This window comes from Streptomyces sp. S186, assembly GCF_051603415.1.
Classification (GTDB): domain Bacteria; phylum Actinomycetota; class Actinomycetes; order Streptomycetales; family Streptomycetaceae; genus Streptomyces.
Window position 1 is genome coordinate 1,906,391 of the sequence record NZ_CP193932.1, and the last position, 19,557, is coordinate 1,925,947.

A 19,557-nucleotide genomic window follows, 5' to 3' on the forward strand; every position below is an offset into this window, starting at 1 on the left:
ACCGAACCACGATCGGCAGGACGTAGCCGCATGACCAGTACCCAGGTGGACCCCACTCCGCCGCCGGCCGCCACCCCGCCGAGGTGGCGGTCCTGGCTGCTGGACGGACTGAGCGAGCGGAGCGCCCGCCACCCCGGACCGCACGGCACGCCGCCCGCCGAGCACAAGGGCCACTCCTGGTGGCGGGTGATGTGCCTGACCGGCGTCGACTACTTCTCGACGCTGGGCTACCAGCCGGGCATCGCGGCGCTGGCGGCCGGGCTGCTGTCGCCGTTCGCCACGCTGGTGCTGATCGCGCTGACGCTGCTGGGCGCGCTGCCCGTCTACCGGCGGGTCGCCAGGGAGAGCCCGCAGGGCGAGGGGTCGATCGCGATGCTGGAGCGGCTGCTGCCCTGGTGGGCGGGGAAGCTGCTGGTGCTGGTGCTGCTCGGGTTCGCCGCCACGGACTTCGTCATCACGATGACGCTGTCGGCGGCCGACGCCTCGGCCCACGTCGTGGAGAACCCGTTCGCCCCGGCCGCGCTGCACGGCGCCAACCTCTGGATCACCCTGCTGCTCCTCGCCGCGCTGGGCGCGGTCTTCCTCAAGGGGTTCAAGGAGGCGATCGGGATAGCCGTGGCGCTGGTCGGCGTCTACCTGGTGCTCAACGTGGTCGTGCTGGCCACCTCGGCCTGGCAGGTGCTCTCCCACCCGGTGGCCATCGGCGACTGGTGGGGCGCGATGACCGCGCAGCACTCGTCACCGCTGGCGATCGTCGGGGTCGCCCTGCTCGTCTTCCCGAAACTGGCGCTGGGCATGTCCGGCTTCGAGACCGGTGTGGCCGTGATGCCGCAGGTGCGCGGCGACGCCGGGGACGACCCGGCCAAGCCGGCCGGCCGGATCCGGGACACCCGCCGGCTGCTGACCACCGCGGCGCTCATCATGAGCGGCTTCCTGCTGCTGTCCAGTCTGGCCACCACCATCCTGATCCCGCAGAAGGAGTTCGCCCCCGGCGGTGCGGCCAACGGGCGGGCGCTGGCGTACCTGGCGCACCAGCACCTGGGCGAGGCGTTCGGCACGGTCTACGACATCTCGACCATCGCGATCCTGTGGTTCGCCGGCGCGTCGGCGATGGCGGGGCTGCTCAACCTCGTCCCGCGCTACCTGCCGCGCTACGGCATGGCCCCGGAGTGGACCCGCGCGGTGCGGCCGCTGGTGCTGATCTTCCTGACCATCGCGTTCGGGATCACGATCGTCTTCGACGCCAGCGTCGACGACCAGAGCGGCGCCTACGCGACCGGTGTGCTGGTGCTGATGCTCTCCGCGTCGTTCGCCTCGACCGTCGCCGCCCGGCATCGCGGCCACCGGGGCGCGGCCATCGGCTTCGGCGCGATCACCCTGGTCTTCGGCTACACGCTGGTCACCAACGTCATCGAGCGGCCGGACGGATTGAAGATCGCCCTGCTGTTCATCCTCGGCATCCTGCTGACGTCGTTCGCCTCGCGGGTGCACCGCGCCTTCGAACTGCGCGCCGCGGACGTGGTGTTCGACGAGACCGCGGAGCGGCTGATCGACGAGGCGATGACAGCCGGCCCGCTGCGGGTGATCGCCAACGAGCCCGACGAGCGCAACGCGGCGGACTACCGGGAGAAGGAGTACAGCCAGCGCGAGGAGACCCACATCCCCGACGGCGGGCCGGTGCTCTTCCTGGAGGTGCTCGTCGAGGACTCGTCGGACTTCACCGCGGACTCGCACGTGCACGGCGTGGAGGCGTACGGCACCCGGATCCTGCGGGTGCAGGGCGCGGGCGTGCCGAACACCATCGCGGCGGTGCTGATGCGGCTGCGGGACCGGACCGGCCAGGTACCGCACATCTACTTCAACTGGACCGAGGGCCATCCGCTCAGCCACCTGCTGCGGTTCCTGGTCTTCGGTGACGGCGAGGTCGCGCCGGTGACCCGCGAGGTGCTGCGCCGCGCGGAGCCGGACCTGCGGCGCCGCCCGCGGGTCCACGTCGGCTGACGCCGCCCGCTCCCCCGCCCGCCTCGGCCGCCGGATCACTTCCGGCGGCCGAGGCGTTTCTCGCGCGAGCCGTCAGCGGAGGGCGGGTTCCGGATAGAAGTCCCGGGGGCGGCCCTGGTTGTCCTTGAGGCGGCCGAGCAGGCTCGCCGGGTATTCGATGAGCCAGTAGCTGGCCGTCGCCGCGAGCAGGGCGGCGAGGAGGACGATCAGCAGGGCCCGGGGGAAGCCGGCGGCGCCCTCGGGCAGCAGGCCGGCGTTGTGGAGCAGGAGCATGACCGGCTCGTGCCAGATGAAGAGGCTGTAGCTGACCAGGCCGACGAGGGTGAGCCAACGTGCCGTCAGAAGGCGGTTCCAGAAGGTCAGTTGGCGGATGTGGAAGGTGCTGAAGAGCAGCAGCATCCACAGGGCGGAAGCGAGCGGGTGGTAGTAGGTGGTGGTGAAGCCCTCCGGGCCGGACTGGCGGGAGAGGAGGGAGAGGCAGAAGAGGCCGGCCAGGGTGAGGGCGGTGAGGGGCAGGGCGGTGCGCCGGGTGAGGCGGGCCCGGTCGCCGAGGGCGGCGCGGGCCACCGCCAGTCCCATGCCGGCCGCGAAGCCTCCGAAGCGGGCCTGCGGGCCGAAGTAGGCCACCCAGTCGGTGTGCGGGACGCCGAGGCCGTAGTGCGCGTACGTGATCCAGGCGAGCGGGGCGGCGTAGAGGAGCAGGCAGCCGGCCGCGCAGACCGCGACCCGGCTGCCGCGACGGCGCAGCGGCCGGCAGGCGCGTACCGCGAGCGGGCCGAGGCCGGCGAGGACGAGGTAGAAGAGCACCTCCAGGGAGAGTGACCAGGTGGGGCCGAGGGTGTAGAAGATCCGCTCCTGGTCGAAGACGTGGGTGAAGGTGAGGTGTTCGGCGAGGTCCCGCCAGTCGCCGGGGAGGGTGGGGTTGCGGGTGGCCCAGATGACGAGGATGGCGAGGACGTAGAGCGGGAGGATGCGGATGGCGCGGCGGAAGAGGAAGGCGCGGGCCGGACGGGTGGAGCCGCCGTCGATCGCGGCCCGCGCGTAGGAGGAGGTGAGGAGGAAGGCGGAGAGGACGAAGAAGAGGTCGAGGGCCTCGAAGGAGAAGAGCGCGTCGACGCCGGGGGTGTCGATGGGCGGGTGGGTGCCCTGGGCGTCGTAGACGGTGTACTCCTGGCGGACGTGGAAGGCGACGGTGCTGAGTGCGGCGAGTCCGCGGAAGCTGTCGATGTCGCCGGCGCGGCGGCTCGGGGGCTTCTCCCGGCTTTCCGGTGTGCGGGGCCGGGTGGTCGGGGTGGTGGCGGTTGTCATCGGCGGGCCACCGCCCCGGCCTTCTCCCCGGCCGTCTGACCGGCCGTCCGGGTGCGCGGGGTGACCCGCCACTGGCGGTCGCCGAGGGCCTCCTTGAGGTGGGACTGGCGGGCGATCATGTTCTTGAAGTGGCTGTAGAAGACGGTCGAGACCAGGAGATAGGACCAGAACCAGCGGCGGCGGGCGCGGAGTTCGGGGACGGCCAGGCGCCAGGCGAAGAGGGCCTGGACGGGGCCGGCGGCGAGGGTGAGGAGCAGGGCGAGCACGCAGACCGGTACGGCCCAGTCGAGGTGCTGGATGCCGCCGGCCTTCCAGCCGGCGTAGAGCAGGATCGGCAGGATCTGGAGGGTCAGCCAGGGCTGGATCTCGCGCCAGCCCAGCAGGACCAGCAGCCCGAACTTCTGACGTAACGTCAGGAGCGGCGAACGCAGCCCGTTCCGGAGGTGCTTGAGGGAGACCTGGAGCCAGCCCTGGGCCCAGCGGGAGCGCTGGTTCCACAGGGCGGTAAGGGTGGTGGGGGCCAGTTCGCGGGAGATCAGGGTGCGGTCGACGGCGATCCGGGCGCCCGCGGTGAGGGTGCGCAGGGTGGAGTCGATGTCCTCGGTGAGCATGGAGCCGTGCATCCGGGTGCGGGCGAGCAGGTCGGTGCGCCAGAAGCCGTTGGAGCCGCCGAAGACGCCGAAGCCGTACAGCCGGGTGCGGCCGGGGTGGCTGACGGCGTAGATCGCCTCGAACTCGACGGCGACGAGCCGGGCGATGCGGGAGCTGTCGCCGTTGCGGACGACGCAGTGGCCCTGGACGACGTCGTAGCCGTGGGAGAGCCAGTGCCAGGCGTGCCGGAAGGCGTGCGGGGCGGGGTGGTGGTCGGCGTCGAAGATGCCGACGAACTCGCCGCGGACGCGGGTGACGGCGGCGTTGACGTTCTGGGCCTTGGAGGTGCTGCCGGCGACGGGCAGGAGGACGAGACGGGGGTCGCGGGCGGCAATCTCGCGGAGGGTGCCCTCGACGGGGAGCGGGTGCGGGGTGTTGTAGGCGAGGACGATCTCCAGCTCGCCGGGGTACTCCTGACGCAGGAACGACTCGACGGTGTCGACGATGGTGGCGGCCTCGTTGGGGAGGTACGCGGCGATCACCGCGCTGGCCGGCGGGTAGGGGGCGCCGGGCCGTTGCGGACGGGCCGGCGCGTCCAGCGCGTAGAGGCATTCGAGGATGATCAGCAGCGCGGAGAGCACCAGTCCGGCGACCACCGCCCAGTACATGCCGGAGCCGAGGTCCCAGCCGGCCAGGTACGCCTGCCGGTAGAGGACGAACGGCACGCCGATGCCCAGGAGTAACGCCAGGACCGGAGAGAGCGCGGAGAGCGCGGGGCGGAGCAGGGCGCGCAGCGGGGGCCGGCGGTGGCGGCCGGGGGTGCCGCGCATCCAGGGGGCGTGGCGGACGGGGCGCAGGTCGCGGTGGCGGAGCGCCTCGCGGGCCGCGTCGCGGGCCCGGTCGACGGCGTCGGCGGCGTCGGCGGCCTCGGCGAGCGGGAGCCAGCCGACGGCGGGGGTGAGGCGGACGTTCTCGTCGGCGACGACGAAGCGGGTGCCGGCGGCGGCGGTGGCGAGGGCGCTCAGGCCGCGTACGGCGGTCTCCTCGTCGATGCCGGGGAGCAGCATCAGCAGGTGGCCGTCGTCGTCGCGGCCGAGCCGGTCGCAGGCGCCGCCGAGTCTTTCGGCGACGCCGGCCAGCCGTTCGGCGATCTCGCGGCGGACCCGGGGGCCGAGCCGTTCCTCCAGGGCGGCGAGCTCGGCGACCGCTATGACGGCGAGGACGCCGTGGTGCCGGGCGGCGTCCGGGCGCTTGAGTTCGCGGTCGAGTTCGTCGAGGAAGTGGGGCCGGGAGTACAGGCCGGTGCGCGGGTCGCGGAGCAGGTGCTCGACGGGGACCGGGACGCGGCGGAGCTTGGCCTCGATGCGGGCGGAGAGTTCGTCGGGGTCGGATGCCTCGGATATGCAGTCGTCGGCTCCCCGGCGGAGCAGGTCGGCGACGCCGGCGGGGCCGGGGGCGCCGGTGACCATGAGGAGCGGCAGGGCACGTCCGGCGGGGACGGTGCGGACTTCGCGGATGACGTCGGCGCCGGCGTGCCCGGCGGCCGGTTCGTCGAGGGCGACGACGGCGTCCGGGGGCGCCTGGTGGAGGCGGCGGCCGGCTTCGCCGGGCGGTGCGTGGGTGACGTCGTGTCCGGTGGTGCGAAGGGTGTGGGTGAGGCGTTCCAGACGGGGGCCTGGGGTACCGACGACGAGGACGTGACCGGCGGGCTGGGGGGCGGTGGGGGTGGGGTGGTCCGTGCCGCCGAGCAGGGCCGTGGGTGAGCCGCCCTGGGAGTGTGCGTGGTGCGAAGTGAGCACCTGAGGTGGTCCTTTCTGGCTGCGGGGCACGCGGAGGCCGGCGGCGGGGCCCGGGGCCGGGAGCCGGTCGGGGCTCCTCGGGGCGGTCCTGGCCCGGTGGCCGCGCGGACAGGGCGGAGCAACCGCCCCTGTGCGGCGGCGAGTTGGGCATGCCGGGTGGCCGGCGGTGGGGGCGCCGGCGGCTCCATGGCGCGCGCGATGCGGGGAGGGTGACGATCAGGCGGGCGTCGGGTGGCGCTCGGAGGCGAGGGCCGGCGACGCGCAACCGATTGTCAGATGCATGACAGCTGAACAGGGTGCGCCGGGCTGCGTCTTCTCTCGACGGAAGGGACGGCGGCACAGCGGCACGCGGCCCCGGCGGGCGGCACGGCGGACGGCAGGCATCGGACCGCGCGGGGGCGGTCGAGCGCGTATCGCATAGGAAGGGTCCCATCCTGATCGGATCGTGGGGGGAGGACCGGATGTCTGGTGTACACCGACGGGCCCCGCTCGGCAAGGCCGTCGGCACCCGCCAAGCCTCCGCGACCACTGTGACGCGGCACCGTCATCCACGTAACGCCTTCATTACGTCCCGCCCTCGCGACGATCCCAACTGCCGCCAACCGCCTGGCAGATACCGGCACATCGGCCATACCCGGTGAGGAGATACGCACTGGAGGTTCGTACGTCTGGCCGATCTGTTAATCTGCCCGCTCCTGGATGTTCCTCCATGTCCGCTCCCTTTCTCCTCCCCCAGCACCCCCTGCTCACCGGGTGCAGCGAGGTGTCGCGTACGTGAACAGCGTTCCGTTCTCTCCCGCTCAGGCTCGCTCCGCGCGGGCCCGCGTGGGTCTGACCACGCGTCAGGTCGCCCAGTCCATGACGGCGTGCGGCGCGCCGGTGCGCCCCGAGGTGATCGAGGCGTGGGAGTACGGCTCCCTGCTGCCCACCGAGCCGCAGTTGTTCGCCCTGGCGGATGTGCTGTGGTGTCCGGCGGCGGTGCTGATGGGGGTGGAGCCGCGGACGCTGCTGGAGCACCGGCTGGCCCGGCAGCTGAGCGGGGAGCGGCTGGCACAGCTGGTCGGGATGACCCCGGAGGCGTACCACGCGGCGGAGGCGGCCAACGAGTGGCCCGGCGACTACCGGCAGACCAAGGCGCTGGTGGAGGCGCTGGGACTGTCGCTGCGCACGCTGATCGGGGTGATGGGGCAGGTCGAGGAGCTGGCCGGGCATCTGCGGGCGGCCATCGAGGGCCGCTGGAAGCCGCATGTCGCGCCGGTCACCGAGATCACCACGCTGAACCGGACGCGGGTGGGCGACGCGCTGCGCACCATGCACGCGGAGTTCGCGGACTTCTCCGAGCGGTACATGGGGCATGTGGTGGCGCGGAACGCCGATGCCCGGCTGAAGGAGATCGCGGCCGAGCGGTCGGCGTATCTGCGGCGGCTGGTGGACCACTTCTGGGAGCTGATCGGGGAGGCGGGCGAGGCGCCGCCGTTCAACTCGGTGCACTGACACGGCCGTTCGGCGGGGCGGGACCGGTGGTGGGCCCGGCCCGCCGAACGGCCGAGGGTCGGTGCGCCGCGGTGTGCGGTGTGCGGCGCGGTCAGTAGGCGTTCGGTCCGTAGGCGCCCGGGCCGTAGGCGTTCGGGGAGTGCGGCGGCGGGCCGTCCGGTGCCGGGCCGTCCGCGGCCGCCGTGGCCACGGCCGCCTCCTCGGGCTCGTCCTCCGCGAACTCGTCCCAGTCGATCTCCACCGACCTGCGACGGGTGAAGACGTTGAAGATCAGGTTCAGCGCGATGGCGGTCAGTCCGCCCAGGGTGATGCCGGAGTCGAGACCGCCCGGACGCCCTGCGGCATCCGCTCGAAGAACGGCGCGACCGCGGTGGGCAGGAACGAGGCGCCCAGACTCACCGCCAGGATCAGGGCGTTGCGCTCCTCGCGCAGGTCCACCTTGCCGAGGATCTGGACGCCGACCGCGGCGACCATGCCGAACATGGAGAGCGCGGCACCACCGAGCACCGGGTGCGGGATCGCGGCGACCACCGAGCCGGCCTTGGGCACCAGCCCCAGCACGATCATGAAGCCGCCGGCCGCGACCACCACGAACCGGCTCATCACCCGTGACATCCGCACCAGGCCGATGTTCTCGGCGAAGGCCACATACGGGAAGGAGTTGAAGATGCCGCCGAGGACGGTGGCGACGCCGTCGGCGCGCAGCGCCCGGGCGACGGTGTCGTTGCCGACCTGCTTGCCGGTGATCTCGCCGATGGCGTAGACGTCGCCGGTGGTCTCCACCATCGTGATCAGCATGACGACGATCATCGCGAGGATCGGGAACGGCTCGAACCTGGGCATTCCGTAATGGAACGGAGTGCTGACGCCGAACCAACCGGTCTGACCCACGCCACTGAAATCGACGTCACCGAGCAGCCAGGCGACGGACGTTCCGCCGACGAGTCCGAGCAGTACCGCGATGCTGCTCAGCAGCGGCTTGCCGATCCGCACGATCGCGAGAATGAACAGCAGGGTGCCCAGCGCGTATCCGAGGTTCTTCAGGTCGCCGAATTCCGGCTTGCCGGCCAACTGCGCTCCGCCGGCCGCGTCCTGGAGTGCCTGCGGGATGAGGGTCAGGCCGATGATGGTGAGAATCGTGCCGATGACGACCGGCGGGAAATACTTCACCAATTTGCTGAAGAACGGGGCGAAAAGGAAAGTGGCGATTCCTGCGGTGATGACCGCGCCGTAGACCACCAGAAGTCCGGCGGTGCCGCCGCCGGCGCCCAGTCCGATGGCGATCATCGGGGAGACCGCGGTGAAGGTGACGCCCTGGACGAGGGGCATCCGGGCGCCTATTCTCCATATCCCGAACGCCTGGATGATGGAGGCGATTCCGCAGGTCAGCAGGTCTGCGTTGATGAGGTAGACGAGTTCCTCGCGGGACAGTCCGAGGGCGTTGCCGAGCATGATCGGGACGATGACGGCGGCCGCGTAGAAGGCCAGGACGTGCTGGAAGCCGTAGAGGGCGAGTTTGCCGAACGGCAGCACCTCGTCGACGGGATGGGCCCGCTGCCGGGGAAACTGCCGAGACGATTGTCGCGCGAGTCGTGCCATCTCTGCCTTGCCTTCATGAGGTAGGTGAATAAGAAGGAACCCGGGCCCTGTGGTGCGTTGCCCTGCAAGTGCGGTACGTCCCGGTTCGCCGGGGCATCCTTTGCTCAGCGGACCGAAGTCCGGTAATTCCGTGGAATTGCGCAGGTGCGGGCTCGTCGGGGCGCTCACACTAGTTGACCTCTGCCGCTCCGCGCGACCAGCCAGGGGCGACGGCGAGGAATGCGCCGTAAAATCTGGAATATGGCTGAGCGGCCGGATGCGTCCCGTGCGCCCGAGCTCCTCGTGGAGTCCGGCGGTGTCAGCCAGGTGATGAGTCCGGGCCATGACTACCACGTCGGCCGGGACCCGCACAGCGAGCTGGTGTTCCGCGACGACCGGGTGTCGTGGCACCACGCGGTGCTCCGGGCCTCCGGGGGCCACTGGCTGGTGGAGGACGAGGGCAGCACGAACGGTACGTACACGGACGGGCATCGGGTGTCGCGGTCCGGGGTCGGACCGGGGAGCGTGATCCGCTTCGGGAATCCGGCCGACGGGCCGTGCGCGGTGCTCACCGGCGTCCCCCGCCCGACGAGCGCCGGCCGGCCGTCGTCGGTGTCGCGTCCGGCGGCCACCCACACCTTCCGGCGCCCCAGCACGGTCCGGCCGCTGCCGCCGGCCCGCACCACCCGCATCGGCCGGGCCGCCGACAACGACCTGGTCGTGGCCGACCTCGCGGTCTCCCGCCGGCACGCCGAACTCCGCTCCGGCCCGGACGGCTACCTCATCGCGGACCTCGGCAGCCACAACGGCACCTATCTCAACGGCCGTCCGGTCGAGGTCGCCCCGGTGCGGCCCGGCGACATCATCGGCATCGGCCACTCCTCCTTCGTCCTCGTCGACGACCGGCTCCAGGAGTACGTCGACACCGGCGAGGTCTCGCTGGACGTGCAGCGGCTGTCCGTCCGGGTCGGCAGGGGCACCGCGCGCCGGACGCTGCTGGGCGGGGTGTCGTTCCCGGTGGGTGAGAAGTCGCTGCTGGCCGTGATCGGCCCCAGCGGCGTGGGCAAGTCGACGCTGCTGAACGCGCTGACCGGGCTGCGGCCCGCCGACGAGGGCACCGTGCTCTACGACGGCCGGGACCTCTACCGGGACTACGCCGAGCTGCGCCGGCGCATCGGACTGGTGCCGCAGGACGACATCCTGCACACCCAGCTGAAGGTCCGCCGGGCGCTGGGCTACGCCGCGGAGCTGCGGTTCCCCGAGGACACCGCGCCGGCCGAGCGGGCCGCCCGGGTCGGGGAGGTGATCGGCGAACTCGGCCTGGGCGAGCGGGCCGGGCTGCCGATCCACAAGCTCTCCGGCGGGCAGCGCAAGCGTGTCAGCGTGGCGCTGGAGCTGCTGACCAAACCGTCGCTGCTCTTCCTCGACGAGCCGACCTCGGGCCTCGATCCGGGGATGGACCGGTCGGTGATGCACATGCTGCGCGGGCTGGCCGACGACGGCCGCACCGTCATCGTGGTCACCCACAGCGTGCTGAGCCTGGACGTCTGCGACCGGCTGCTGGTGCTGGCGCCGGGCGGCACGCTCGCGTACTACGGGCCGCCGGAGGAGGCGCTGCCGTACTTCGGGTTCGGGCAGTGGCCGGAGGCGTTCGAGGCGTTCGAGAACGACCGCGGGCGGGACTGGGACGGGGAGTTCCGGGCCTCGCCGCTGTACGGGCGGTATGTCACCGGGGAGAGCCGGCAGCCGCCCGCGCCGCCGGTGCCGCGGGCCGGGGTGGCCGCGCCGCCGCCGACCCGGCGCTGGGGCGCGCAGCTGTGGACGCTGGTGCGGCGGTACGCGGCGGCGCTGTCCTCGGACCGGACGTTCCTGGTCATCATGGTGGCGCTGCCCTTCGTGATGGGGGCGATGGCGCACGGCCTGAGCGGCGGGAAGCTGGCCGCGGGCACGGCGACGAACGTGCTGCTGATCCTGTGCGTGGGCGCGGTGCTCACGGGGGCCGCCAACGCGGTGCGCGAGCTGGTCAAGGAGCGGGTGATCTACCAGCGGGAGCGGGCGGTGGGGCTGTCCCGGTCGGCGTACCTGATGTCGAAGGTGCTGGTGCTGGGGACGGTCACGGTGGTCCAGGCGGTGGTGCTGACGGTGGTCGCGCTGTTCGGGGTGGGGCTCGGGGCGCCGGGCGGCGCCGGGGTGCTGATGCCGCCGCTGCTCGAAATCGCCCTGGCGGTGGCGCTGTTGGCGTTCACCGCGATGATGCTGGGGCTGCTGGTGTCGGCGCTGGTGCGCAAGGAGGAGGTCACCATGCCGCTGCTGGTGCTCCTCGCCCTCGTGCAGGTGGTGTTCTGCGGGGCGCTGCGCTCGCTGCGCGGCACGCCGGTGCTGGAGCAGGTGTCGTGGCTGGTGCCGTCCCGCTGGGCGCTCGCGGCCATGGCGGGCACCGTCGACCTGCACCGGATCCTGCCGCCGCAACCGCTGACCGGGGACCCGCTGCTCCGGCATGCGGTGGGCCCCTGGCTGCTGGACATGGGGATGCTGGTGGTGCTGTCGGCGGTGTGCGGCTTCCTGGTCCTGCGGCTGCTGCGGCGCCATGAGCCCGAGGTCATGCGCCGTTAGCCGGGACCGTCGGTGCGTACGGCGCCGGGCCGTGCGCGAGAAGCGTCGAGGAGCCGCCTGTGACCGCGCCGGACTTCCGCCCCAGCCATGTCGTCCCGCCGGACGGGATGCCGACGTGGGCGGCGCCCGATGGTACCCGTCCGCTGGTGCCGCTCGATCCGCTGCTGCCCGTCCAGGTCGTCCGGCGGCGCGGCGACTGGGCGCTGGCGCGGTGCTCCAACGGCTGGTCGGCGTGGGTGGACGGGCGGCGGCTGCTGGCGGTGCCGCACGGCCCGCCGGCCGCCGGGCAGCCCACCGCCCGGACCGCGGACCCCCGCCCGCTGCTGGCCGCCGCCGAGGACGCGCTGGCCCGCTACCGGCAGGGGGTCGAGGAGTTGCTGGCCGGGCGGCTGGACCGGGAGGCGTTCGCGGAGCGGACGCGCGGGACGCGGATCGGGGCGGTGGTGGACGGCGACGCGGTGTGGCTGTACGACGCGCGGCACGAGCGGTGGTGCTTCTGCGACGGGGCGTCGCTGGTGACGTTCGCCGTGACGGACGAGCCCTCGACGGACGGGGCGGAGGAGGCCGGCACGGGGGAGGCCGGGGCGGCAGACGCGGGGGACGCGAGGAGTGCGCGGGGCGGGGGCGGGCTGCCCGGGGAGGCGGAGTTCCCGCCGCCGTTCCCGCCGCCCGGCGGGCCGGGTGACCGGACGTGACCGGGTGGCCGGGCGGCGAGCGGGCCGGTGAGCCGGCGGACGCCCGGCCCGGGGAGCGGTCGCCGGTGCCGGACTCGGGCGGGCTGCGCGGCCGGCGGATCGCCGGGTACCTGCTCGGGGAGGAGATCGGCCGGGGCGGGATGGCGGTGGTCTACAAGGCCGAGGACCTGCGGCTGGGCCGGACCGTGGCAGTGAAGCTGCTGGCGCCCGAGCTCGCCCGGAACGACACCTTCCGTAAGCGCTTCGTGTACGAGTCGCGGGTGGCCGCGTCACTCGACCATCCGCACATCGTGCCCGTCTTCGAGGCCGGGGAGGCCGACGGGCTCCTCTACATCGCGATGCGCTACGTCGCGGGCCGCGATCTGCGGGCGCTGCTGGACTCCGAGGGCCGGCTGCCGCTGGCGACCGCCTGCCGGATCGCCGGCCAGGTGGCGTCCGCGCTGGACGCGGCGCACGCCCGCGACCTGGTGCACCGCGACGTCAAGCCCGGCAATGTGCTGATCGCCGAGGGCACCGACAGCGACCGGCCCGAGCACGTGTATCTGACCGACTTCGGGCTGATGAAGAAGTCGCTGTCGCTGACCGGCTTCACCAGCGTCGGCCAGTTCATCGGGACGCTGGACTACGTGGCGCCCGAGCAGATCGCCGGGCGCCCGGTGGACGGCCGCTGCGACGTCTACGGGCTGGCCTGCGTGACCTACGAGATGCTGGCCGGGACGCCGCCGTTCGTCCGCGACGACGACCGGGCGCTGCTCGGCGCCCATCTGCACCAGGCGCCGCCGGCGCCCAGCGGTGCCCGGACCGACCTTCCGCCGGCGGTGGACGCGGTGTTCGCCCGCGCGCTGGCCAAGGCGCCGGAGGAGCGGTACGGGACCTGCCGGGAGTTCGTGGCGGCACTGCGGGTGGCCGGGCGGACCGGGGCGGCGGGGGTGTCGCCGGCGGAGCCGGCCCGGACCCGGCCGGACGTCCCGGTCGGCGGGGCGGACCGCGGGACCGCGCGGGGTAACGCTCCCCCGCCGCCCCCGAGTTGGGCGCTGCCGGTGTTCCCGGTGTCCGGCGGGCGGGGGCGTAGGTCGGCCGGGGCGTAGGCCGGGGGCGTGGGCCGACGGCCGGGCCCGGTCCTGCGGCCGGGAGTCCGGTCGTCAGGGGCCCGGCCCAGTCAGGGGCCCAGCCCAGTCAGTCGGGAGTCCTGTCGTCAGGAGCCGCCCGGCGGGCGGGCGCCGCGGAGCCGGCCCGGGTGGCGGACCCGGCGCGCCGCGAGGCCGCCGGCGAGGCCGGTGACCAGGCCCCAGGCGGCGCCCACCCCCACCAGCCGCCACAGCTGCGGCCGCAGCGTCACCGCGCCGCCCAGGTCGCCGCCGAGGTCGCCGACGCCGATCAGGGAGAGCCCGTAGTGGGCGTCGATCCGGGTGAGCAGCCCGACGACGAGGAGGGTCAGCGCCAGCGCCACCGCCATCTCCACGGCGTGCCGCCACAGGGGCGTTCGGGCCGGGGCGCGGACCGCCGCGGCGAACGCGGCGCCGAGCAGCACCACCGCGGCCACCGCGACCAGCAGCCGGACCCGCCCGTCCTCGGCGCCGAGCGAGCCCAGGTCGACGGTGTGCGCCCCGCGGTGCCCCAGCACCTCCTGCAGGGCGTGCGGCATCGGCAGTCCGAGGGCCTTGTCGACATGGCCGGTCCAGGCGCCGCCGGTGCCGATGCCCAGCGCGAGCCAGGCGAGGTTGGGCAGGCCGAGCAGGATCACCGCGAGGGTCCGGGCCGGGTCGCCGCGGGTGATCAGCTCGGCGATCCCGACCAGCAGCCCGAGCCCGGCGTAGACCAGCAGGGTCAGCAGCATCGCGTGGGCGGGCGGGCGGACCGAGTCCTGGAAGCGCAGCAGCCGGGAGGAGAGCGGCGCCCCGCGGGAGACGAGGAAGGCCAGCACCAGTATGGCGAGCACCCACAGCAGGCCGTAGCCGAGGGTGGCCGGGACGTCGGCGCGGAAGCCGACGGTGGGGGTGCTGCCCAGGAGGGCGCCGATCCGGTCGGCGAGGTCGTTGCCGACGGTGACGGTGAAGCTGTGGCGGGCGGCGAGCGCGATCAGCCACAGCAGGACCAGCCAGCACCCCGCCGTCCGGGCGATCCGGCCGAGGAGTTCGCCGGTCGGCGCGACCGCGCGGTGCCGCAGCGGACGCAGGAAGACCGCGGCGGTGACCAGGGCGCCGGCGAGGGTCACCGACAGCGGGACGGCGTCCACGGCGGCGTGGGCCTCGGCGATGATCCCGGCGTCCCCGGTCGCGTCCAGCGAGCCACCGGCCGCGGCGATGACGGCGGCCGCGACGACCGAAGGGAAGGCGCCCGCCGGCAGGCCGGCCGCGCCCGCCGCCCACAGGCCGAGCGCGGCGGTCACGGCCATGGTCACCAGGCCCGCCAGGGCGGCGCCGAGCGCCTCGCCCCAGTGGCGCAGGGCCACCGGGACACCGTGGGAGGACGGGTTCTCCGGGCCGGCCGCCGCCGGGCCGGGCGTCTGGCTCACGACTGCCTCCTGCGGGGTCTCGTGCCGGGCGCGGGGCCGAGGCGCCGTCCCGGCCACGGTACGCACGTTCCGTGCCGCCCCGCTTGCGGAGCGCGCCCGACCTGAGCACACAATGAACCAGCCGCATATGCCTACATATGGCTGTTAAGCCGCAAATCCGGGCGTAGTTCGCCGCGCCCGACGGCCCGAGCACGCCGGGAAGAGGGACCCCGTGACATCTTCACCGCCACCGGACGACCAGCCGGGAAGCGAGCCGACCGGCCCGCCGTCCGGTCCGCTCTCCGACCGCCCCACCGAGCCCTCCCACCCACGGACCCAACCCTGGCGGCCGACCCCTTCGCCGGACGACACCGGCGGCGGAGGCCGCGAAGGGGGCGGCGGGGACGGGGGAGGCGGCGACCGTGGCCGGGGTGAACCGGGCGGCGAGCCCCCCGGGCCGCGCCGGCCCTGGTGGCGGTCGGCGCCGCGGATCGCGCTCGCCACGGCCGCGGTGGTCGTGGCCGTGATCCTCGCGGTGGTGCTGCCCCGCTTGGGCGGCGGCGGAAGCGCGGGCCAGCTGGTCCTGGAGCCGGCCGGCGCGTCGGGCCCGTCCCCGTATACCGGCACCACGGTGAACGAGGACGGCACCGCGTCCCCGACGGCCACCCCGTCCGTCGCGCCGCGCGGCGACCACCAGGCCACCAGCGTGTCGGGGGCGGCGCCCGGCCTGTACGGCGGCAGCCAGTCCAAGGCCAGCTGCGACGTCGAGAAGCAGATCCGCTACCTCCGGGACAACCCGGACAAGGCGCGGGCGTTCGCCGGGGTGGTGGGGAAGAGCACCGAGGAGCTGCCGGCGTATCTGCGGTCCCTGACCCCCGTACAGCTGCAGGTCGACACCTGGGTCACCAACCACGGCTACCAGGACGGCAAGGCCACCGACTTCCAGGCAGTGCTCCAGGCGGGCACGGCGGTGCTGGTGGACGCGCTCGGGGTGCCGCGGGTGCGCTGCATCTGCGGAAACCCGCTGACGCCGCCGGCGGCCACCGGCGGCAAGGGCCTGACAATCCAGGGAAAGCCCTGGCCGGGGTTCCGGACCGCCAACGTGGTGACCGTGCAGCAGGCGCCGAAGCCGGTGAAGAAGTTCGTCCTCAAGGACCCGGACACCGGGCAGTACTTCACCCGCCCGTGCGGCAGCGACGGCAGTACGGACCAGCCGGCGCCGCCGCCGTCCACCTCGCCGTTCTCCCCGCCCCCGTCGACCTCGCCCTCCCCCGGGTCCTCCTCCGGTTCGCCGGGAAGCACGACGCCGTCGTCCCCGCAGTCGCCGGGCAGCACCTCGCCGGAGTCCCCGTCGGGTCCCGGCTCGACGCCGGGCAGCCCCTCGCCCCCCTCGCAGCCCACACCCGGACCCACCTCACCGGAGCAGCCCAGTACGCCCGGCGGGGGCGAGTCTCCCGGCACCCCGGCCGGCTCCGGCTGACCCGCCCGGCGCCCTCCGGGCTTCGATATCGAACCGTGTCCTAATAAACCGATGCACCGCACAACCTCTGAAGCGGACAAAACGTCTGGATATGCGGCGGATGCCTGTGGCACCGCCGCTGTCCGTTGTTCAGCTTTGGAGGGACCCTCGTGCACGCCGGAACACGTCGCCACACCGCCCGGTTGATACCCGCCGCCCTCGCGGCGGGGCTGCTGCTGACCGCGTGCGGGACCGGCGCCGGCTCGTCCACGGCGGCGGAGCCGGCGGCCAAGGTGACCGTCACCCCGGCCGCCGGCGGCAACGCCGCGAAGCTCGGCTCGCCGATATCCGTCAAGGCGGACGGGGGCAAGCTGACCGCGGTCGACGTCAAGGACGACAAGGGCGAGAAGGTGCCGGGCCACCTGACCGCCGACGGCGCGTCATGGACGTCCGAGGGCAAGGTCCGGCCGAAGACCACCTACACCGTGACCACCAAGGCGAAGTCCACCGGCGGCAAGGAGTCCGAGGCCACCTCGAAGTTCACCACCGAGCAGGCCGAGAAGGTCAACAAGCTCACCAACACGCCGGGCAACGGGCAGACGGTCGGCACCGGTATGCCGGTCTCGATCAAGTTCGACCACAAGGTGGCCAAGAGCCAGCGCGCCGAGGTCGAGAAGGCACTGAAGGTCACCAGCCAGCCGAAGGTGGAGGGCGCCTGGGGCTGGGTCAGGGACTGGGACGGCAAGGACCGGATCGACTGGCGGCCCAAGGACTACTGGCCGAGCGGCACCAAGGTCTCCGTGCGGGGCGCGCTGGGCGGGATAGATTCCGGCGGCGGCCGCTACTTCACGCGCGACTACGACTTCGACTTCAAGATCGGCGCCGACCACAAGGCCGTCATCGACGTGCCCTCGCACAGCATGACCCTGTACGAGAACGGCAAGCCGGTCGACACGATCAAGGGCTCCGCGGGCTCCCCGGAGGCCCCCACCCGCGGCGGCATCCATACCGTCCGCAGCAAGAACGCCGCCGAGACCATGGACTCCGCCACCATCGGCTACGGCAACCAGTGGATGCTGGACTCCAAGTGGGTCACCCACCTCACCGCCTCCGGCACCTTCCTGCACTCCGCGCCCTGGAACCAGTCCATCGGCGTGGTCAACAACAGCCACGGCTGCTTCGGCATGACGACCTCGGACGCCAAGAAGGCGTACGACTTCCTGAGCATCGGCTCCACGGTCGAGGTGAAGGGCACCTCCAGCACCGTGAAGACCGACGTCGGCAACGGCCTGGAGGTCTGGCAGGAATCCTGGCAGCAGTGGCAGCAGCGCAGCGCCCTGAAGTAGCCACACCGGCCACACCCCACCGAAGCGCCGCCACCCGGGACGTCCGGGCGGCGGCGTTCGGCGTACGGGCCGGGTGGCGTGCGGCCGGTCAGGCGGTGTGCAGGGCCGGGTCGCTGACGCCGGGCTTGCCGGTCTCGACGTGGCCGGCGAGGCGGCGCAGGAAGCCGGCGTCGGTGTCGGCGGTGATGGTGAGGTCGTACCAGCGCTTGCTCGCGGTGAGGTCCACGCGCTGGGTGACGGTGCCGCCGGGGTCGACCCGCACGGTCCGCTTGGCGCCGCCGTAGGTGTTGGCGACGGTCAGGCGGGCGGGGGCGGTGCCCGGGTTGGTGAAGGACAGCTCCAGGCGGCCGGAGGCGGCGTCGTGGCGGGCGGTCACCTCGGGGACCGGCTTCTTGCCGGGGCCCCGGAAGGTGCGCAGGAAGCCGTTGGGGCCGTGCACCGTCAGGTCGTAACTGCCCTTGGAGTAGGCGGTGTTCCAGGTGTCGGAGAGGGTCTTGCCGGCCTCGGTGGTGTACGTCCAGGGGCCGTCGGTGCGGTTGCCGGAGGTGACCAGGAAGCAGGCGCCGGCGGCGCCGCCGCCGCTGAACGTGAGGGTGAAGCGGCCGCCGGCGACATCGGCCCGGCCGTCGGTCAGCGGGACGTAGGGCAGCGGCCGGCTGGGGCGGGAACCGGCCTCCTGCTTGGGCAGCACGGGGGTGGCGGGCGGCGTGGGGTGGTAGCTGTCGTGCCGGTCGTGGTCCGGCGGCTGGTAGCCCTTGGTGTCCGGGAGCGAGGCCGGCTCGGTGTTCTCCAGGGAGAAGTCGAAGGCGGAGGTCAGGTCGCCGCAGATCGCGCGGCGCCAGGGCGAGATGTTGGGCTCGTGGACCCCGAAGCGGCGCTCCATGAAGCGGATCACGGAGGTGTGGTCGAAGACCTCGGAACAGACGTAGCCGCCGGTGCTCCAGGGGGAGACCACCAGCATCGGGACGCGCTGGCCCAGGCCGTAGGGGCCGGCGGCGTAGGTGGCGTTGCCGGGGAAGTGCTCCAGGGCGGTGTCCACGGTGGAGCGGCCCTGGTCGGCGGAGGCCGGCGGGAACGGCGGGACGACGTGGTCGAAGTAGCCGTCGTTCTCGTCGTAGGTGATGAACAGCGCGGTTTTGCTCCACACCTCGGGGTTGGAGGTGAGCGCGTCCAGGACCTGGGACACGTACCAGGCGCCGTAGTTGGCGGGCCAGTTGGGGTGCTCGGAGAACGCCTCGGGGGCCGCGATCCAGGAGATCTGGGGCAGTTTGCCGGCCTTGACGTCGGCCTTGAGCTGGTCGAAGTAGCCATCGCCCTGCTTGGCGTTGGTGCCGGTGCGGGCCTTGTCGTAGAGCGGGTCGCCGGGCTTGGCGTTGCGGTACTGGTTGAAGAAGAGCAGTGAGTTGTCGCCGTAGGTGCCGCGGTAGGCGTCGTCGATCCAGCCCCACTTGCCGGCCGCGTCCAGGCCGTCGCCGATGTCCTGGTAGATCTTCCAGGAGACGCCGGCCTTCTCCAGGCGCTCGGGGTAGGTGGTCCAGCCGTAGCCGGCCTCCTCGTTGCCGACGACCGGGCCGCCGCCGGTGCCGTCGTTGCCGACGTAGCCGGTCCACATGTAGTAGCGGTTGGGGTCGGTGGAGCTCATCAGCGAGCAGTGGTAGGCGTCGCAGATGGTGAAGGCGTCGGCGAGCGCGTAGTGGAAGGGGATGTCCTTGCGCGTCAGGTACGCCATGGTGCCGGTGCCCTTGGCGGGGATCCACTGGTCGTACCGGCCGTTGTTCCATGCCTGGTGGCCGCCGTGCCAGTCGTGGTTGAGGCCCTCGATGAACTGCATCCCGAGGTTCTCGGCGTCGGGGTGGTAGGGCAGTACGTCCTTGCCGCCGTCGGCCTGGTACCAGACGGACTTGCCGTTCGGCTGGGTGACCGGGCGCGGGTCGCCGAAGCCGCGGACGCCGCGCAGCGAGCCGAAGTAGTGGTCGAAGGAGCGGTTCTCCTGCATCAGGACGACGATGTGCTCGACGTCCTTGATGGAGCCGGCGCTGCGCCGGGCGGGGATGGCGGCGGCGCGGGCGATGCTGCTGGAGAGGGCGGTGGCGCCCGCGGTGGCACCGGCTATCTGGAGGAAGCGCCGGCGGTTGATGTCAGCCATGTGTCTGGGGACCTCGTGTGGGTGGGGGATGAC

Annotated in this window: 11 protein-coding genes and 1 pseudogene; 7 read left to right on the forward strand and 5 right to left on the reverse strand. The window is 73.1% G+C overall.

Annotation, left to right across the window (positions count from 1 at the left end; translation table 11 throughout):
- Positions 1 to 30: 30 nt before the first annotated feature.
- On the forward strand, positions 31 to 2,001 hold the full coding sequence (locus ACRAS8_RS08180; protein WP_438485255.1) for an amino acid transporter: 1,971 nt from the start codon (positions 31 to 33) through the stop codon (positions 1,999 to 2,001).
- Between the two features lie 72 nt (positions 2,002 to 2,073).
- Here ACRAS8_RS08180 and ACRAS8_RS08185 read toward each other — a convergent pair whose 3' ends face one another.
- Positions 2,074 to 3,309: an acyltransferase family protein gene (locus ACRAS8_RS08185; protein ID WP_438485257.1), complete on the reverse strand. Its 1,236-nt coding sequence runs from the start codon at positions 3,307 to 3,309 to the stop codon at positions 2,074 to 2,076.
- Positions 3,306 to 5,699: a glycosyltransferase gene (locus tag ACRAS8_RS08190; protein ID WP_438485258.1), complete on the reverse strand. Its 2,394-nt coding sequence runs from the start codon at positions 5,697 to 5,699 to the stop codon at positions 3,306 to 3,308. The genes ACRAS8_RS08185 and ACRAS8_RS08190 overlap by 4 nt, the downstream gene beginning before the upstream one ends.
- A gap of 858 nt (positions 5,700 to 6,557) precedes the next feature.
- Here ACRAS8_RS08190 and ACRAS8_RS08195 point away from each other — a divergent pair.
- Positions 6,558 to 7,193, forward strand: coding sequence for a transcriptional regulator (locus ACRAS8_RS08195; RefSeq protein WP_438490383.1), 636 nt, complete (start codon positions 6,558 to 6,560; stop codon positions 7,191 to 7,193).
- Positions 7,194 to 7,284: 91 nt separating this feature from the next.
- Here ACRAS8_RS08195 and ACRAS8_RS08200 read toward each other — a convergent pair.
- Positions 7,285 to 8,792, reverse strand: a pseudogene (locus ACRAS8_RS08200) (nucleobase:cation symporter-2 family protein).
- A 240-nt stretch (positions 8,793 to 9,032) separates the two neighbouring features.
- Here ACRAS8_RS08200 and ACRAS8_RS08205 point away from each other — a divergent pair.
- The 3 genes from ACRAS8_RS08205 to ACRAS8_RS08215 are packed head-to-tail and all read left to right on the forward strand — an operon-like array spanning position 9,033 to position 13,167.
- Positions 9,033 to 11,384: an FHA domain-containing protein gene (locus ACRAS8_RS08205; RefSeq protein WP_438485260.1), complete on the forward strand. Its 2,352-nt coding sequence runs from the start codon at positions 9,033 to 9,035 to the stop codon at positions 11,382 to 11,384.
- Positions 11,385 to 11,443: 59 nt separating this feature from the next.
- Positions 11,444 to 12,079: a hypothetical protein gene (locus tag ACRAS8_RS08210; protein ID WP_438485262.1), complete on the forward strand. Its 636-nt coding sequence runs from the start codon at positions 11,444 to 11,446 to the stop codon at positions 12,077 to 12,079.
- Positions 12,076 to 13,167: a serine/threonine-protein kinase gene (locus tag ACRAS8_RS08215; RefSeq protein WP_438485264.1), complete on the forward strand. Its 1,092-nt coding sequence runs from the start codon at positions 12,076 to 12,078 to the stop codon at positions 13,165 to 13,167. The genes ACRAS8_RS08210 and ACRAS8_RS08215 overlap by 4 nt, the downstream gene beginning before the upstream one ends.
- Positions 13,168 to 13,274: 107 nt before the next feature.
- On the opposite strand, the gene ACRAS8_RS08220 is transcribed toward ACRAS8_RS08215, so the two are convergent.
- The gene (locus ACRAS8_RS08220; protein WP_438485266.1) at positions 13,275 to 14,594 is read right to left on the reverse strand and encodes a streptophobe family protein; all 1,320 of its coding nucleotides are present in this window, start codon (positions 14,592 to 14,594) and stop codon (positions 13,275 to 13,277) included.
- A gap of 211 nt (positions 14,595 to 14,805) precedes the next feature.
- Here ACRAS8_RS08220 and ACRAS8_RS08225 point away from each other — a divergent pair, with 211 nt between their 5' ends.
- Positions 14,806 to 16,053, forward strand: coding sequence for a DUF6777 domain-containing protein (locus ACRAS8_RS08225; protein WP_438485268.1), 1,248 nt, complete (start codon positions 14,806 to 14,808; stop codon positions 16,051 to 16,053).
- A gap of 149 nt (positions 16,054 to 16,202) precedes the next feature.
- Complete coding sequence (locus ACRAS8_RS08230; RefSeq protein ID WP_438485270.1) at positions 16,203 to 17,378, forward strand: L,D-transpeptidase; 1,176 nt, start codon at positions 16,203 to 16,205, stop codon at positions 17,376 to 17,378.
- An 88-nt stretch (positions 17,379 to 17,466) separates the two neighbouring features.
- On the opposite strand, the gene ACRAS8_RS08235 is transcribed toward ACRAS8_RS08230, so the two are convergent.
- Positions 17,467 to 19,524: a phosphocholine-specific phospholipase C gene (locus tag ACRAS8_RS08235; RefSeq protein ID WP_438485272.1), complete on the reverse strand. Its 2,058-nt coding sequence runs from the start codon at positions 19,522 to 19,524 to the stop codon at positions 17,467 to 17,469.
- Positions 19,525 to 19,557 lie beyond the last annotated feature (33 nt).

Bases quoted from the DNA above. Each gene is read 5' to 3' on its own strand.
- ACRAS8_RS08195 (WP_438490383.1), top strand. From the start codon at position 6,558: ATGACGGCGTGCGGCGCGCCGGTGCGCCCCGAGGTGATCGAGGCGTGG.
- ACRAS8_RS08235 (WP_438485272.1), bottom strand. From the start codon at position 19,524: ATGGCTGACATCAACCGCCGGCGCTTCCTCCAGATAGCCGGTGCCACC.
- ACRAS8_RS08185 (WP_438485257.1), bottom strand. From the start codon at position 3,309: ATGACAACCGCCACCACCCCGACCACCCGGCCCCGCACACCGGAAAGC.
- ACRAS8_RS08180 (WP_438485255.1), top strand. From the start codon at position 31: ATGACCAGTACCCAGGTGGACCCCACTCCGCCGCCGGCCGCCACCCCG.
- ACRAS8_RS08205 (WP_438485260.1), top strand. From the start codon at position 9,033: ATGGCTGAGCGGCCGGATGCGTCCCGTGCGCCCGAGCTCCTCGTGGAG.